This window comes from Gemmiger sp. An120, from assembly GCF_002160955.1.
GTDB lineage: Bacteria > Bacillota > Clostridia > Oscillospirales > Ruminococcaceae > Gemmiger_A > Gemmiger_A avium.
In genome coordinates, this window is record NZ_NFLN01000006.1 from 139,482 (window position 1) to 153,660 (window position 14,179).

Consider the following 14,179-nt stretch of genomic DNA (forward strand, 5'->3'; position numbering starts at 1 on the left):
ATGCAGTTTACCGTGGAAGAAGAAAACCTGATCTGTATGTATCACAAGAGCGACCGTCGCAGGACAGCGGCCAACATCCGGGCCGCCCTGCCGGACATGGACGAGGACATGGCGGCGTTGGCCCGCCAGACCGCCGACAAGTTGGACGCCATGAACGACGCTGACTTTGAGGCACGGCAGTTCCATTTCACGGACGAGTGATCCAAGCATAGCAAAGCGCCGGGCGCGGGGCTTCATAGCCTCTGCGTCCGGCGCTTATTTTTCATGTCCGACCCGGAAAATCTGTTTGCGGCGACGTTCTGCATATTTCAGTGTTTGATAGGCTCCGCCGTGATCCCGCCATACCATAGCAATTAGGCAATCCGCCCGGTCTACCATCCAGCGATTGCAGGCGGTGATCGCCTGTTTATAGTGGATGCCTGCAAGCTCAATGGGGATCAGGATTTCGTCAAAGCTGCTTTCGTAGTATTCCTTATCCGTGTTTAGCCGCTGCTCCATGTAGGGCAGAACCAGCACCAGCGAGATTGCCTTGTCCGGGTGCCGGTGCTTTAGAGTGCGAACCGCGCTGGCGCAGATCGCGTCAAACTCTCCCTTGCCGCCAACATAGCAGGTCATTTCCTGTTCCGCTTCCAGCAGCCTTTCCAATATCTCCACCACCTGCGACTGGCCGAGGCCAAAGACTTCCCTGTGTCCCGCAAAAGTGCAAACCATCATCTTTGTTCCATCACTTTATAACCCCGCCCTTTAAGCTAATTCAAAACAGAAATTTGCAAATAATTAAACTATATAAATTTAGAATTTATATAGTTTATTATATATCAGGGCCGGGTACTTTACAATAAGGGAGGATTGATAAAACGCTGCCATACTGCGAGGGTATATAGATGGAATTAGATTACAAAGAGATTGGAAAGCGCGTGAAGATCGCAAGAATACGGGCTGATCTGACGCAGGAAGCATTGGCGGAAAAGGCCGGGCTGTCCATTACCCACATGAGCAACATTGAAAACGGCCATTCCAAGTTGAGCTTGCCGATGGCGGTTGCGCTGGCAAACGTCCTGTCTGTTTCGGTGGATGAATTTCTGTGCGACAGCGTGATCCACTCCAAGGAAGTTTTCTCCCATGAAGTTCAAATGCTTTTGGAGGATTGCGACGACTACGAGATACGCATACTCACCGATCTGCTCAAAGCAGCCAAAGACACAATCCGCAAGGATATGAAGCTGAAACAGCAGGAATAGCGCAGGCGGTCACAGTTGACCGTACTGCGCTACTCTTTTCTTACAATGCAAAGCGCCGGGCGCGGGGGCTGTATGCCTCTGCGTCCGGCGCTCTTTTTTATTCCTGTTCCATTGGGAAGTGTGGCAGTTCTTCCAGCAGCTTCATAATCAAGTGTTGCTTCATGTCCTCGTCAACGGCCATCTCGTCGATCATGGGGGTATAGTGTTCGATCACCTTTTGTTTGGCCCACTTCTCACCGGCGACAGCGGCCTTGATGGTAGCTGTGTCCAGCAACATTTCCTGTTCGGCCATCGTGTCAACTCCTGTCGTTTTTTGTCTTATTCCAGCATACCACAGAACCGGCAGGAAAACCAGCGCCGGAAAGATTTTCCTACGCATTTCAAAGCCCGTTCCGGCAGGTATTGGATAAATCATTCTGCCACCCCACCGACCACCGCCGAAAAGCCTTGATTTCCGTGGGCTTTTTGCCCCCTAAATGCGTAGACAGGATCAATTATCTGTATAGCAATCGCTGTCTACCATCTTGACAACCGTTTTCGTGTGTATTATACTGTACTTGTAACAGTAATACAGTTAAAACGGAAACGGCGGTGAGAATTTGGAGATAGTCGTAAGCAATAAAGCAAGCCGACCTCTGTATGAGCAGATTTCTTCACAGATCAAGGCGGCTATTATGAGTGGCGAACTGAAAGCCGGGGAAGCCATTCCCTCGGTGCGTTCTCTGGCAAAATCATTACACATCAGTATTCTTACAGTACAAAAGGCGTATGCCACCCTACAAGAAGATGGTTTCATTGAAACAACGGCTGGAAAAGGCTGCTATGTATCAGCACAAAACCAAGACTTCTATCTTGAAGAACAGCAGAAGAAGATAGAAGAAAAATTTGCGGAGGCAATCGAGATCGCCCGCACAAGCGGTATATCTCTCGATAAGTTGACCGGCTTACTAACACTTATGTATCAGGAGGATGATAGAGAATGAACAATGCTTTATCAATTTCAGGTTTGACGAAAACCTATAAAGATTTTGTATTGGACGGTGTTTCATTTTCTGTTCCCAGCGGTTCGATTGTAGGACTGATTGGCGAGAACGGAGCAGGAAAAAGCACGACCATCAATGCAGTCCTTGGCCTCATTCAGAAGGAGGCTGGAAACATTACTATTTTAGGCAAGGAACAACTTGACAACAAGACAAAGGAACAGGTTGGTGTCGTATTCGATGGCAGCAACTATCCAGAAATTCTCTCTCCCAGAAGGCTTAACCGGGTTTTGAAGAATATCTATCACTCATGGGATGAACACACCTTTCTGGGTCTGTTGAAAAAACTATCCCTGCCGATTGATAAGCCGATCAAGCAGTATTCCAGAGGCATGAAAATGAAATTGGCAATTTCTGCGGCTTTATCTCACAATTCCAAACTGCTGATTTTGGACGAAGCTACCAGCGGACTTGACCCCGTTATTCGGGACGACATCTTGGATATTCTGCTGGATTTTGTTCAAGATGAAGAACATTCTATTTTGATTTCTTCACACATTACCACCGATCTTGAAAAGATTGCTGATTATATCGTTTTCATACACGAAGGAAAAGTCGTTTTTTCAAAGCCCAAAGACGAGCTGACAGAACAGTATGGTATTATAAAGTGCGGAGCCGCACAGTTTGATGCTTTGGATAAATCCGACATCATTGTGTATCGGAAGATGGATTATGAATGGCAGGTTTTAATTGCCGACCGAATGGCAATGCAAAAAAAATATCCCAAGGCAATGATTGTACCGGCAACGATTGATGAAATCATGTTGCTCTATGTAAAGGGGGAAAAGTGATGAAAGGCATCCTACTGAAAGATCTTTATATCGCCAAAAGTGGTATTATTATTACTCTGACAAGCCTGTTTGTTTTGACCTTTGGACTTTCGTTTTTGCTTGATGTCACTGCAATTTTAATGCTCGCGCCAGCCGTTTCAACTGCTGCGGTTTATATAAGCATTACCAATGATGCAAGTTCCAAATGGAATAAAAATGTGATTACAATGCCTGTAACAAGAGCGCAGATTATTGGAACCAAATACATTCTTTATATTCTGCTTTCAGCGGTAGGGATCATTGTAGTGTTGGTGTCACTTGGAGCTTTGTCCTTAATGGGTATAACGGTAACACTTTATTCGATGCTGTTCAATGCAGCTATTGGAATTAGCGTAGCCTTGCTTGCAGGAGGTATCAGCCTGCCTTGTGTGTACTTTTTTGACGCAGAAAAATCTCAAATCGTTTATATGATAGCTTTTGTTGCATCTACGGGCATTATTACCGTTCTGGTTCTGTTGATAAATATATTTATTCCCGTTAAAAACAATATTCTATTAGCGTTTTATATCGTACTGGCAATTTCGTTTGTATGGTTTGCTGTGTCCTACAAAATTGCTGCCTACGCTTATCAGAAAAAAGATATTACTTGACAAGAACCAATATAGAAAAGCGCCGGACGCGGCGGCCTGTTGGCCCTGCGCCCGGCGTTTTCCTATGGGTTATTCTACGCATTTCAAAGCCCGTTTCAGCGGGGATTGGAGCAATCCTATTGCCGCCCCGTCAATCGCTTGCCAGAAGCCCGCTATGGCGGCCTATTCAGCGACTTAACTGCGTAGCTTGCAGGTATCTTTTCCGCTGCCTTTCGGCCTCTTGCTTCCGGCGCATCCGCACCGCGCAATCGGGACAGTATTTCGCCCGGTTGGATTTCGGTGTAAACGCAGCCCCGCACACGGCGCACCGCTTCACGCTATCCCGGCTCTGGATGATCTCGGCATACAGCGCCCCGTCCAGCGGAAGAACAGCGGCACGAAACCACCGGCACAGCAACGAATAGGAAATGCTCTGGACGCACACACATTCCTCGCCGTCGTCCAGCAAGAGGCAGTTCCCGTCACAGTAGTTGCAGCACTCATGCGTCAGCTTCCGGGCCTTGCGATATTGAGGGTAATTCATTCTCGGTATGCTCATAGCTCTTGTGCCTGCTCCTTTCCCGGCGTCACCCGCAAAATGCTGTCTACATTCTGCTTGATAATGCCGTATTCTTTCAGCTCTCGCTTGACTTCGCCGTACTGTTCGTACAGCCGCGCTTTCTGCTTGTCCAGCTCCCGGTACTCGGCTTTCAGGGCGGCCAGATCGGGCAGCCTTGTGATTCCGGCGTCCTTGATGGCCTTTGCAGCAGCCTCGTACAAAATGAGCTGACTTTCATGTTCGCGCCGGAACGCAGCCTTGTCTTTGGCCTTGCGGTATTCCAGCACCACGGGCCGGAGCTGCTTGTAGGTGGTGAGGTTCTTTATCAGCACCGCCATGTTTCCAAGACGCCGTTCCACGTCTTTGAGGGCCGCAGCAGTCTCGTCGTTGGCCGCGCTGATCTCCGCGACCTTGCTTTCCAGCTCGGCATATTGCTCTATGCCATGCTCGGTAAGAAAGTTCATTGTCTTTGCGGCCTGCTTCAAATTTTCGAGCTTCGCCCAACGTGCATAGCCCTCGCTCTGCTGGGCCTTGATGTTGTTCTCCAAGGCGATCCGCAGGGTGATACCCTTGCGCTGCCGGTTCGGGCCTCTGTCCACGGCCAGCCTTTTGATCCGGCGGGTGATGGCTTCCTCGGTGTAGTTCTCACCCAGCGTCTTGCAGCGGGTGAAGCGTTCCTGTCCGGGGGCGCGGAACGAGATAAATTTGCCCTGCTTGATCTCATAGCCCTGCGCCGCCATGAGCCGGAGAAAATCGTCAAAGTCTTTGGCCTGCGGGATTACGGCGTCGATGGCAGCTTTCAGTTTGGCTTTCCAGCTCTTGCCCTTGCGCCCGGCATCCCATTCCGCATAGCTCTTGCCTTTATCCCGGCTGGGCTGTACCACCGACAAACCGTGTTCCCGGCACAGCCGGTCACTGGTACGCCGGATATAGGCGTAGCTCTGCCGGTTGGAATTGTACTTGCGGTGGTTCACCATATCCACGGCGCAGAAAATCAGGTGATTGTGGACGTGGCCCTTGTCGATGTGGGTTGTCAGCACATAGGAGTATTTTCCTTGCAGCACTTCGTCGGCAAGCTGCTTGCCGATCTCATGGGCCTGTTCCGGCGTGGCCTCGCCGGGGGAAAAGGATTGGATCAGATGGTGGGCCAGATTGTTGCCTTTCTGGATGGCCTGCGCCAACAGCATTTCAAATTCTATGTCCGCTGTTTCATAGGAGCAGCCAAAAGAGGACACCAGCATTTTGTCCTCGGTCTTGTCCGGGTTCTCGATGTAGTCCAGCGCCTTTTTCAGCGTTGACTTGATAGGATGTATCTTTGTAACTGCCATATCTTCGCCAGCTCCCCTTTGATGTCCTCAATGTCCTGCGCGTACACAGTCCCGGTACTGTTGATACGCCGGGCAATCTGATTGACATTGACGCCGATCTTTTGCAGCTCGGCAGTCTGCGCCCGGATGTCGCTGGTGTCCATGTGGACGATATACCCGTCAATGAGCATTTTCCGGGCATAGGCGGAAAAGTTTTTCGTGTGGAGCTGGGCCATTTTCTGCTGGATCAAGGCCCGTTCTTCCGGCGTCACAGGGACGCGCAGCACAATGTTTCGTGTTCGGTTTGCCATTCATTCACCGTCCTTTCTGAACAGGGGTTTGGGGTTTTCCCCAACAAGCAACCGGCCACGGCCCGCAGGGACAGGGACGGGCCGGTTTTCGGAAGTGTGGCTACACTTCCTATGCTTGCTATTCATCTTTTCGTATTCTCCCACGATGAAAGCGCAGATTTGCCGAACACTTCCACAGAAAAAGAAAAACGCCATAGAAACAATGCGTTTCCATAGCGTCCTTTTGCCTGTTTTGCTTTGTGCTTACTCTTTTTCGACTTCCGTAATTTCCCTTGCCGTTGCGGTTACAATCCGTATGCCCTTATCGCTCATACCGTCCAGCAGCGCGTCAAGCTGCCGACGATTGGTGGATTTCTCCGCGTCGCTGTTCGGAAAGAAAAATTGATCTACGGAAATATGATACCGGGTTACAAGGTCATAGAACACCTGTAAACTCGGCTGTTGTCCCTTGTTCTCGATATTCGCAAGGTAGCGCGGGGAAATATATAGCTCGTCGCTTACCTTTTTCCGGCTCTCGCCGTATTCTTTTCTCGCGGCTTTTATGGCTGCCCCGAAAGCCTTAAAATCGTATAACGGTACAGGTCGTTTCGCCATTTTTATTCACCCTATTACATTCTACTGTTCACCTTTCCTTTTGGATATGTCTACATAATTCATAGCATTAGCTTAAATAATTCCCGTTATTCACGCTTTGTTTATTGCTATTATTCGTTCGACCGTATATAATATATCATGGTAGGTTTTAAGTAGAAAGGACGGGTGCTTGTATGGAATATATATCTTGCGCGGAAGCGGCGGCAAAATGGGGCATTTCCGAAAGGCGGGTACAGAAACTTTGCGAGGGCGAGCGCATATCCGGCGCGGTAAAGTTCAGCCGGGTTTGGCTGATACCCAAAGACGCGGAAAAGCCCGTTGACGGGAGAAGAAAAAATAATACTTTGTGAGATTTCTGCGACATTTTACTGATAAACTAAACAGTGAAAGGATGTGAACTTGCTTATGAGAATATTAGTGGTTGAGGATGACCGCCTTTTGAATAACACACTTTGCTATAACTTGTCTGCCTATGGTTATCAAGTTGATGCCGCTTTAACAAAAAATGCAGCAGAACACCTTTGCAAAAAACAAGGATATGATTTGATTGTTCTCGATGTAAATCTTCCAGACGGGAACGGTTTTGACTTTTGTAGGGATATAAAAGATCGTTATCCAGATGTTGCGGTAATATTTCTGACAGCAAATGATATGGAAAGTGATATGCTAAAAGGCTTTGAGTTAGGGGCTGATGATTATGTGACAAAGCCTTTTCCTATGAGCGTATTTCAAAAGAAAGTAGCTGCTTTGTTGGCACGAATGAAAAAAATCTCAGGTGGCGATTGCTACAATGACGGTAACCTGTCTATTGATTTTTCGGAGATGAGCGCAAAGCTATCCGGGGAAGTAATTTCTTTCACGCCAATGGAATATCGGCTTTTGAAAATACTAATCAAAAATCCCAAGATAGTTTTAACTCGTCAGACATTGTTAGAAAAGCTATGGGATATTGACGGTAATTTCGTAGATGAACACGCTTTGACTTCAACGATCAGCCGCATACGCAATAAATTAGAAACGCCGGATAGATCATATATCAAAACTGTTTACGGTATGGGATATATGTGGATTGGGGGCGTGGGCAGATGAAAATGGGAAAATTGACAATCAATAAAGGGTGCATTGCTATCGGCGTGGTATTTCTCGCATTTTCACTTTCAATGCTACTCGCTATTTATCATTTGACACATAACATTAAGCTATTATTCTGCGGAATAATTTATGTAGCAAGTACAATTCTATGTGCTATTATTTTCTTGATTTTTATCCGAAGAAAATTAACTTTATTTTCTGATTTATTGTGTAAGTTATTAGATGATATGATGTCGTCTGATATGGAGCCACCGCAATGTTCAGAGGAAGAAAGTCTGTTTTACAAAATCCAGCATAGGATTTCCCGGCTATACGAAGTGTTGCGGGAAAGCGAACTTAGTGTTTCAAAGGAACGGGCAGATTTGCAAGAGTTAATATCGGATATATCTCACCAAGTAAAAACCCCGATAGCAAACCTAAAAATGATTGACGCTACGTTACTTGAACAGGTTGTTACCCCGGAAAAGCAGAAAGAATTTCTATTAGCTATGGACGGACAATTAAATAAGCTGGACTTTCTTATGCAGTCTATGATTAAAACGTCAAGGCTGGAAGCCGGTGTTATTGCATTAGAACCGAAACCGCAGATGATATATGACACACTTGCGACAGCGTTAGGCGGCATTTTGTTAAATGCAGAGCAGAAAAACATTGCAATTACAGTAGATTGCCCGGAAACCATTTCCGCAATCCATGATCGTAAATGGACAAGTGAAGCTTTGTTTAATATTTTGGATAATGCAGTAAAATACACACCAATAGGCGGTGAAATCAGAGTATCAGTTGTAGGTTGGGAAATGTATGCTAAAATTGATATTTCCGATACAGGCATTGGCATTTTAGAACAACATCAAGGAACAATCTTTAAACGATTTTACAGGGAGGAAACCGTACACAATGTTGAGGGTATTGGAATAGGACTATATCTGGCTCGTGAAATCATCACTCGTCAGCGTGGCTTCATTCGGGTATCTTCAGAAGTCGGAAAAGGCTCAACATTTTCTGTATTTTTACCTTGTTCGGAAATGTCACAGGATTGTGACATTCCAGCAGAATATTAAGCTCATTTAAGGAGTTACCGTGACAATCCTGCGAGAATTGAGCTTTATAATAGTGCCATCAAAAAGAAAGGTGGTAGATTAAATGCCTATTTTACAAACGATTGATCTTAAAAAATACTACGGAGTAAAACCAAACATTACAAAGGCTCTGGACGGTATTTCTCTTTCTGTTGAAGCGGGCGAGTTTGTCGCTATTGTGGGAACATCTGGTAGCGGAAAATCCACATTGCTGAATATGATCGGTGGATTGGACGTACCGACTTCTGGCAAGGTAATTGTTGACGGAAAGGACTTATCGAAGCTAAAAGACGAACAACTTACAGTCTTTCGTAGAAGAAAGATTGGCTTTGTTTTTCAAAACTATAACCTTGTTCCAGTGCTAAACGTATATGAGAATATTGCTTTGCCCGTGGAACTGGACGGGGATAAGGTAGATAAGAAATTCATGCTGGAAGTTGTTAAAATGTTAGCTTTGGAAGATAAGCTAAATAATATGCCTAACAATCTTTCGGGAGGTCAGCAACAGCGTGTTGCGATTGCCCGTGCCCTTGTATCTAAACCCGCAATCGTACTTGCGGACGAGCCAACAGGCAACCTTGACAGCCATACAAGTAATGATGTTTTGAGCTTATTAAAAGTAACCAGTCAAAAGTTTCATCAAACCCTTGTGATGATTACACATAACAATGAAATTGCCCAACTTGCAGACCGCATAATCCGTATTGAGGACGGAAAGATTGCAAAGTAAGGGGGTGGCATAAATGAACGATATTCTTTTCGGGAACAATAATGGGAAAATACTAAAAAAATTAGCAAATCGTTCTTTGAAATCCGGCAAAAATTATATTGCTGTTCTGGCGATTATGCTTTCAACTTTGCTGTTTACCAGCTTATTTACAATAGCTATCAGTTTACAATCTTCTATTCAAGATAATGAAATGAGGACAGTCGGCACATCTGCTCATGCCAATGCAAAACTTATTACTGAAAACGAATACGAGGACTTGATTTCCGATGAACGAATTAAGGAGTATGGAAAATCGGTCGTCTTTGGATATGCTGTTGGCGATTGCTTCAATAAACTGCCGACAGAAGTACGGTATGCTGATGAAAATTATGCGGTATGGGGATTTCACAATCCTAACCAGGGTACCTTGCCGCAAGCGGATAATGAAATGGCTACCAGCCAGATTGTTTTAGACGCAATGGGATTACCTGATGCAAAAGTTGGTACACAAATCGAATTGACTTTTTCAACCGATACGCAAATTATCACAGAAACTTTTGTGCTATCGGGTATTTGGGCTGGCGATACGGTAACACCAAGTCAGATGATATTTCTTTCAAAAGACTATATGGAACAAGTGGCTCCACCCGTTTACGGTGTATCAACGGGTGATACATCGAGAATTACCGGCTATATTGACTGCGCGATTATGTTTTCTTCTGCGTGGAATATTCAGAAACAGGTTGAAAGTCTTGCTATCGACTATGATTTTGGTGACCGTATAGGTGTCAATGGTGCTTATACTACATCAACTGTCAGCATTTCCGGTGTAATTCCGGTATTAGCTGCCATTTTGGTAATTTTTATTGCCGGGTATCTGCTGATTTATAATGTATTTTATATCTCAATCGCTCAGGATATACGTTTTTATGGAATGTTAAAGACACTTGGGACAACCGCCAGACAAATACGAAAAATTGTTTATAAAAAGGCGATCCGGCTTTCAGTAATCGGTATTCCTTTGGGATTGTTATTGGGGTGGCCTATTGGACGTGTGCTTATTCCGTCAATCGTCCGTATGCTTTCGGGAAATATGGCTGTAATTACCACGATAAATCCAATCATTTTCTTTGTCGCTGTACTTTTTGCCTTGATTACAGTATTCATAAGCTGTCGCAAACCAGCGTCAGTGGCAGCAAAGGTGTCCCCGATTGAAGCATTAAAATATGTGGAGCAAGAGCCAAGTATTAGTCAAAGGAAACGCAGACATACCAAGCGTATAAATCCGTCAATGATGGCAAAACAAAATTTTGGACGGAATAAGAAAAAAGTTATTATTGTAACCTTGTCCTTTTCATTAAGCCTTGTTTTGTTGAATAGCGTCTATACCTATGTTACTTCGTTTGACTTTGATAAGTTTGTATCAAATTATAGTCTTGCAGATTTTACGGTTGCTGACGCTACGGTTATCAATAGTTCTTTACCGCTTAACACATCGGGTGTAAGTAAAGAGTTTATTCAAGAAGTAGAAACACTTGACGGGTTAGAGAGCGTTGCTAATATTTATATGCAAACTTCTACGCAGCCTTTTGCCGCTTCCGCAGAAAGAAACATAACAGAGCTTTCTTCAACTTCTGAAAATTTTGCCGCTGATTTTCAAAATTACAAAATACGTGGCGGGCATGGTGTTAATATTTATGGATTTGATGAATGGCCAACCGAATATTTACAAGTGGTGGAAGGTAATTTATCAATCGAGCAATGGAAAGCGGGTAACGGAATTTATGTAACAGCAATGAAAATGATTGGCGATGGAACAACGGCATTGTACCACCCCGGAGATCAAATTGACGTAGTATGCTCAGACGGAACAAGCAGGACGTATATTGTTTTAGCCGTTGTTGATATTCCAGAAGCCTTGCGTTCACCTATGAGTGTTGATATGGGCGTGGAATATGTACTTCCTGCAAATGAATATTTCAAGATAGTAGGCGATGAAAACATATTGCCAATGAAAACAATGTATAATGTTGACGACGCACATATCAATGCTGCGGATCGTTGGCTTCAATACTATACTGCAAACATAGAAACCTCTCTTGATTACTATTCAAAAGTGACCTTACAGGACTCATTTCATGGGCTGACTACTATGTATCGTTTAGTTGGTGGAGTTTTGTGTGCTGTCCTTGCTTTGATTGGCATTTTGAATTTCATTAACTCCATGATGACCTCTATTCTCTCCCGATATCGGGAGATTGCTATGCTGCAATCGGTAGGAATGACCGGGAAGCAAGTAAAGAGTATGTTGATATATGAAGGGTTAGGATATTCTGTTTTGGGATTGGTTTGTTCCTTTATTCTTTCAACGATTGCGAGTATTACGGTTGTAAAAATGATGGGCGCAGAACTTTCCTATTTTACATGGCATTTTTCTTTGTTGCCTGTTATGTTATGTGCTATCCCTCTGATAGCAATTACTGCCCTTGTTCCCTTGCTCTGTTATCACAAAATGTCAAAGCAAACTGTTGTAGAAAGATTGCGGATTGCAGAATAAACCGTTAATGATGAAGCGGCTGCCTTTATAGGCGGCCGCTTTTCAATTATCACAGCTTTGTGACAATTACCCCTGTTTTTATATTTCCTTTTCCCTTATCGGTGACATTTTCGTGAGATTTGTACTTTATCATATTCAATAAAGGCTACTGTATAATATGGCTTTTAGAAAGGAGAAATCGTCATGAACGATGTGTTAAATACAACCGATTTGACAAAAATCTATGGCAATTTTAAGGCTTTAGACAAGCTGAATATGAGTGTCCCCAAACAAGCTATTTATGGATTAGTAGGAAAAAACGGAGCAGGAAAGACTACATTGCTTCGCATTATCTGCGGATTACAGAACACGACATCAGGTGAATATAGACTTTATGGTATTAGTAGCAAAGATAAAAAAATTGTAAAAGCACGTCAAAAAATGGGGGCTGTTATTGAAACGCCAGCGATATACCCGGACTTATCCGCAACAGGAAATTTGAAAGAGCAATTTCGGATTACAGGGGAACGGACTTTCAAGAAGATACCAGACCTTTTGCAGCTGGTTGGTCTTGAACGCGTAGGTCATAAAAAAGCGGGTAATTTTTCGTTGGGTATGAAGCAACGTCTTGGGATAGCTATGGCATTAGCCAACAACCCGAATTTTTTAGTGCTGGACGAGCCTGTTAATGGACTTGATCCGCAGGGAATTGTAGAAATGAGAGAAACCCTGCTAAAACTAAACCGCGAATATGGGATTACTATTTTAATTTCAAGTCATATCCTCGATGAACTGTCCCGCATTGCTACATACTATGGATTTATTGACAACGGAAGAATGGTAAAAGAAATTAGTGCAGTTGATCTGAAAAAAGATTTTGAAAAGCGTATTGTGCTTGAAGTATCAAATATATCTGTACTCATTGAGATATTAAAAAAACAAAATATCAGACATCAAATTACATCATCTAACCGTGTCGAAATCTTTGATAGCATAAACATTTCACAGCTTACGCTTGCGCTTGCAGAACAAGGCTGTAATGTCAACTCTATACATGAACAAGATGAAAATCTTGAAAACTATTTTATGAGTTTAATAGGAGGTACCCATCATGAGTAGGCTTATCATTTCTTCTCTAACCCGCTTGTTCCAAAGGGTTATTTTCTGGATTTGTTTTATTGGTATGTTTTTATACGGTGTATTCATGGCGTTTGCTACCACCCCGGAAAACGTATTATCTTTTTCATTTGAAAGCTGTTTCTTTGGTTTTGCTCCAATTATGGGGCTTGTTTCTGCAATTTTTATCAGTTTGTTTGTCGGCTCTGAATACAGTGATGGCACTATGCGGAATAAAGTGGCAGTTGGACACACTCGCTTTTCTATTTATCTATCAAATTTTATTGCTTGTTCGATTGCCAACATTTTTTTCTGTCTTGCTTATATCCTTGCAGTTATGGTAATTGGAAATATGCACAGTGGAACATTTTTAAGCGCTCACAACAGAATTGCTTATCTTATTATTTGTGCATTTGGCGCTGTAATTGCCTTTACAAGCATAATGACATTTTTAGCTATGCTAAATCGAAATAAAGCAGCGAATGTCGTTGTTAGTATGTTATTAGCTATTACTATGCTTGCTTCCGGTTCGTTCATTTATCAACGCCTTTGCGAGCCGGAAATGTACGATCAGTATATAAGTGTAGATAGCAATGGCGTTCCTACCGACGTTGATCGTGTACCAAATCCACAATACGTTGGAGGTACAGAGCGAGAAGTTTTAGAATTGCTTAATAATTTCTTGCCATCAGGTCAAACTATTCAGCTTGCAGATATGTTCAATTCAGAGGGAGAAGATACCTCGTATGATTTTTCGCATACAGAACAATGGCTGTTCTATTCATTGGGGATTACAATAATTACTACGGCAATCGGTATAGGATTATATCGTAGGAAAGAGATAAAATAATTTTTGAAATCTCACAGCTTTGCGAGAATTTACCCTGTTATTTTGTCGAAACATATATTTGTTGTGAGATTTCTGCGAGAATTGAATTTTATAATACAAAACAGATAGAAGCTGCCGGACGACGGCAAAAGAAAAAAAGCCGTCGTGCAGCAGTCCTATTAACACGCCTATTGGAAACGGCGGCTTTGAAAAATCGAAGCCGCCGTTTCTTTGTGTCCCATACAAACGAATGACGACTTATTGAGATTACGGCGGTATCTGGGAGGTATCGCCGTGTTTCTTTTCTTGCGACATAATCCGACAAACTTTTACCTGTTAAAAAAAGCTCTTGCGCCGCAAGGGGATA

The 14,179-nt window shown here is 43.7% G+C and carries 18 protein-coding genes; 12 read left to right on the top strand and 6 right to left on the bottom strand.

Annotation, left to right across the window (positions count from 1 at the left end):
* Positions 1 to 201, top strand: coding sequence for a transposon-transfer assisting family protein (locus B5E65_RS07290; protein WP_087171110.1), 201 nt, complete (start codon positions 1 to 3; stop codon positions 199 to 201).
* A 54-nt stretch (positions 202 to 255) separates the two neighbouring features.
* Here the strand turns inward: B5E65_RS07290 and B5E65_RS07295 are convergent, their stop codons facing one another.
* Positions 256 to 645, bottom strand: a complete 390-nt coding sequence (locus tag B5E65_RS07295) for a hypothetical protein (RefSeq protein ID WP_481810354.1) — start codon at positions 643 to 645, stop codon at positions 256 to 258.
* A 239-nt stretch (positions 646 to 884) separates the two neighbouring features.
* Here B5E65_RS07295 and B5E65_RS07300 point away from each other — a divergent pair, with 239 nt between their 5' ends.
* Positions 885 to 1,241 carry a helix-turn-helix domain-containing protein gene (locus B5E65_RS07300; protein WP_087171112.1) on the top strand — a complete coding sequence of 119 codons (357 nt, stop codon included), beginning with the start codon at positions 885 to 887 and terminating at the stop codon, positions 1,239 to 1,241.
* 97 nt (positions 1,242 to 1,338) lie between these two features.
* Here the strand turns inward: B5E65_RS07300 and B5E65_RS07305 are convergent, their stop codons facing one another.
* A complete protein-coding gene (locus B5E65_RS07305; RefSeq protein WP_087171113.1) occupies positions 1,339 to 1,533 on the bottom strand; it encodes a helix-turn-helix domain-containing protein in 195 nt (64 codons plus the stop codon).
* A gap of 307 nt (positions 1,534 to 1,840) precedes the next feature.
* Between B5E65_RS07305 and B5E65_RS07310 the strand changes: the two genes are divergently transcribed.
* Genes B5E65_RS07310 through B5E65_RS07320 form a run of 3 tightly spaced genes read left to right on the top strand, consistent with a single transcriptional unit; the run spans position 1,841 to position 3,701 of the window.
* On the top strand, positions 1,841 to 2,224 hold the full coding sequence (locus tag B5E65_RS07310; RefSeq protein WP_087171114.1) for a GntR family transcriptional regulator: 384 nt from the start codon (positions 1,841 to 1,843) through the stop codon (positions 2,222 to 2,224).
* Complete coding sequence (locus tag B5E65_RS07315) at positions 2,221 to 3,072, top strand: ABC transporter ATP-binding protein (RefSeq protein WP_087171115.1); 852 nt, start codon at positions 2,221 to 2,223, stop codon at positions 3,070 to 3,072. The genes B5E65_RS07310 and B5E65_RS07315 overlap by 4 nt, the downstream gene beginning before the upstream one ends.
* On the top strand, positions 3,072 to 3,701 hold the full coding sequence (locus tag B5E65_RS07320) for an ABC-2 transporter permease (RefSeq protein ID WP_087171116.1): 630 nt from the start codon (positions 3,072 to 3,074) through the stop codon (positions 3,699 to 3,701). Before B5E65_RS07315 ends, B5E65_RS07320 begins: the two co-directional genes overlap by 1 nt.
* Positions 3,702 to 3,867: 166 nt before the next feature.
* Here the strand turns inward: B5E65_RS07320 and B5E65_RS07325 are convergent, their stop codons facing one another.
* From B5E65_RS07325 to B5E65_RS07340, 4 genes are all read right to left on the bottom strand, one after another.
* Positions 3,868 to 4,239 carry a cysteine-rich VLP domain-containing protein gene (locus B5E65_RS07325; protein WP_087171117.1) on the bottom strand — a complete coding sequence of 124 codons (372 nt, stop codon included), beginning with the start codon at positions 4,237 to 4,239 and terminating at the stop codon, positions 3,868 to 3,870.
* Positions 4,236 to 5,567, bottom strand: a complete 1,332-nt coding sequence (locus tag B5E65_RS07330) for a relaxase/mobilization nuclease domain-containing protein (RefSeq protein ID WP_087171118.1) — start codon at positions 5,565 to 5,567, stop codon at positions 4,236 to 4,238. The genes B5E65_RS07325 and B5E65_RS07330 overlap by 4 nt, the downstream gene beginning before the upstream one ends.
* Positions 5,528 to 5,857, bottom strand: coding sequence for a plasmid mobilization protein (locus B5E65_RS07335; protein WP_087171119.1), 330 nt, complete (start codon positions 5,855 to 5,857; stop codon positions 5,528 to 5,530). The genes B5E65_RS07330 and B5E65_RS07335 overlap by 40 nt, the downstream gene beginning before the upstream one ends.
* A gap of 243 nt (positions 5,858 to 6,100) precedes the next feature.
* Positions 6,101 to 6,451, bottom strand: a complete 351-nt coding sequence (locus tag B5E65_RS07340; protein ID WP_072853024.1) for a helix-turn-helix transcriptional regulator — start codon at positions 6,449 to 6,451, stop codon at positions 6,101 to 6,103.
* Between the two features lie 173 nt (positions 6,452 to 6,624).
* On the opposite strand from B5E65_RS07340, the gene B5E65_RS16550 reads away from it, so the two are divergent.
* The 7 genes from B5E65_RS16550 (at position 6,625) to B5E65_RS07375 (ending at position 13,833) form a co-directional block, all read left to right on the top strand.
* Positions 6,625 to 6,801 (top strand): helix-turn-helix domain-containing protein, encoded by a 177-nt coding sequence (locus B5E65_RS16550; RefSeq protein WP_087171120.1) that lies wholly within the window; start codon positions 6,625 to 6,627, stop codon positions 6,799 to 6,801.
* 55 nt (positions 6,802 to 6,856) lie between these two features.
* Positions 6,857 to 7,540: a response regulator transcription factor gene (locus B5E65_RS07350; protein WP_087171121.1), complete on the top strand. Its 684-nt coding sequence runs from the start codon at positions 6,857 to 6,859 to the stop codon at positions 7,538 to 7,540.
* Positions 7,537 to 8,604: a sensor histidine kinase gene (locus B5E65_RS07355; protein ID WP_087171122.1), complete on the top strand. Its 1,068-nt coding sequence runs from the start codon at positions 7,537 to 7,539 to the stop codon at positions 8,602 to 8,604. The genes B5E65_RS07350 and B5E65_RS07355 overlap by 4 nt, the downstream gene beginning before the upstream one ends.
* Before the next feature lie 82 nt (positions 8,605 to 8,686).
* Positions 8,687 to 9,352: an ABC transporter ATP-binding protein gene (locus B5E65_RS07360; protein ID WP_087171123.1), complete on the top strand. Its 666-nt coding sequence runs from the start codon at positions 8,687 to 8,689 to the stop codon at positions 9,350 to 9,352.
* A gap of 13 nt (positions 9,353 to 9,365) precedes the next feature.
* The gene (locus B5E65_RS07365) at positions 9,366 to 11,888 is read left to right on the top strand and encodes an ABC transporter permease (protein WP_087171124.1); all 2,523 of its coding nucleotides are present in this window, start codon (positions 9,366 to 9,368) and stop codon (positions 11,886 to 11,888) included.
* A 183-nt stretch (positions 11,889 to 12,071) separates the two neighbouring features.
* Positions 12,072 to 12,986 (top strand): ABC transporter ATP-binding protein, encoded by a 915-nt coding sequence (locus B5E65_RS07370; RefSeq protein ID WP_087171125.1) that lies wholly within the window; start codon positions 12,072 to 12,074, stop codon positions 12,984 to 12,986.
* A complete protein-coding gene (locus tag B5E65_RS07375; RefSeq protein WP_087171126.1) occupies positions 12,979 to 13,833 on the top strand; it encodes an ABC-2 transporter permease in 855 nt (284 codons plus the stop codon). The genes B5E65_RS07370 and B5E65_RS07375 overlap by 8 nt, the downstream gene beginning before the upstream one ends.
* Positions 13,834 to 14,179: the final 346 nt, after the last annotated feature.

Bases quoted from the DNA above. Each gene is read 5' to 3' on its own strand.
- B5E65_RS07300 (WP_087171112.1), top strand. From the start codon at position 885: ATGGAATTAGATTACAAAGAGATTGGAAAGCGCGTGAAGATCGCAAGA.
- B5E65_RS07320 (WP_087171116.1), top strand. From the start codon at position 3,072: ATGAAAGGCATCCTACTGAAAGATCTTTATATCGCCAAAAGTGGTATT.
- B5E65_RS07365 (WP_087171124.1), top strand. From the start codon at position 9,366: ATGAACGATATTCTTTTCGGGAACAATAATGGGAAAATACTAAAAAAA.
- B5E65_RS07375 (WP_087171126.1), top strand. From the start codon at position 12,979: ATGAGTAGGCTTATCATTTCTTCTCTAACCCGCTTGTTCCAAAGGGTT.
- B5E65_RS07355 (WP_087171122.1), top strand. From the start codon at position 7,537: ATGAAAATGGGAAAATTGACAATCAATAAAGGGTGCATTGCTATCGGC.
- B5E65_RS16550 (WP_087171120.1), top strand. From the start codon at position 6,625: ATGGAATATATATCTTGCGCGGAAGCGGCGGCAAAATGGGGCATTTCC.
- B5E65_RS07335 (WP_087171119.1), bottom strand. From the start codon at position 5,857: ATGGCAAACCGAACACGAAACATTGTGCTGCGCGTCCCTGTGACGCCG.
- B5E65_RS07340 (WP_072853024.1), bottom strand. From the start codon at position 6,451: ATGGCGAAACGACCTGTACCGTTATACGATTTTAAGGCTTTCGGGGCA.
- B5E65_RS07290 (WP_087171110.1), top strand. From the start codon at position 1: ATGCAGTTTACCGTGGAAGAAGAAAACCTGATCTGTATGTATCACAAG.
- B5E65_RS07370 (WP_087171125.1), top strand. From the start codon at position 12,072: ATGAACGATGTGTTAAATACAACCGATTTGACAAAAATCTATGGCAAT.
- B5E65_RS07330 (WP_087171118.1), bottom strand. From the start codon at position 5,567: ATGGCAGTTACAAAGATACATCCTATCAAGTCAACGCTGAAAAAGGCG.
- B5E65_RS07315 (WP_087171115.1), top strand. From the start codon at position 2,221: ATGAACAATGCTTTATCAATTTCAGGTTTGACGAAAACCTATAAAGAT.
- B5E65_RS07325 (WP_087171117.1), bottom strand. From the start codon at position 4,239: ATGAGCATACCGAGAATGAATTACCCTCAATATCGCAAGGCCCGGAAG.
- B5E65_RS07350 (WP_087171121.1), top strand. From the start codon at position 6,857: ATGAGAATATTAGTGGTTGAGGATGACCGCCTTTTGAATAACACACTT.
- B5E65_RS07305 (WP_087171113.1), bottom strand. From the start codon at position 1,533: ATGGCCGAACAGGAAATGTTGCTGGACACAGCTACCATCAAGGCCGCT.
- B5E65_RS07360 (WP_087171123.1), top strand. From the start codon at position 8,687: ATGCCTATTTTACAAACGATTGATCTTAAAAAATACTACGGAGTAAAA.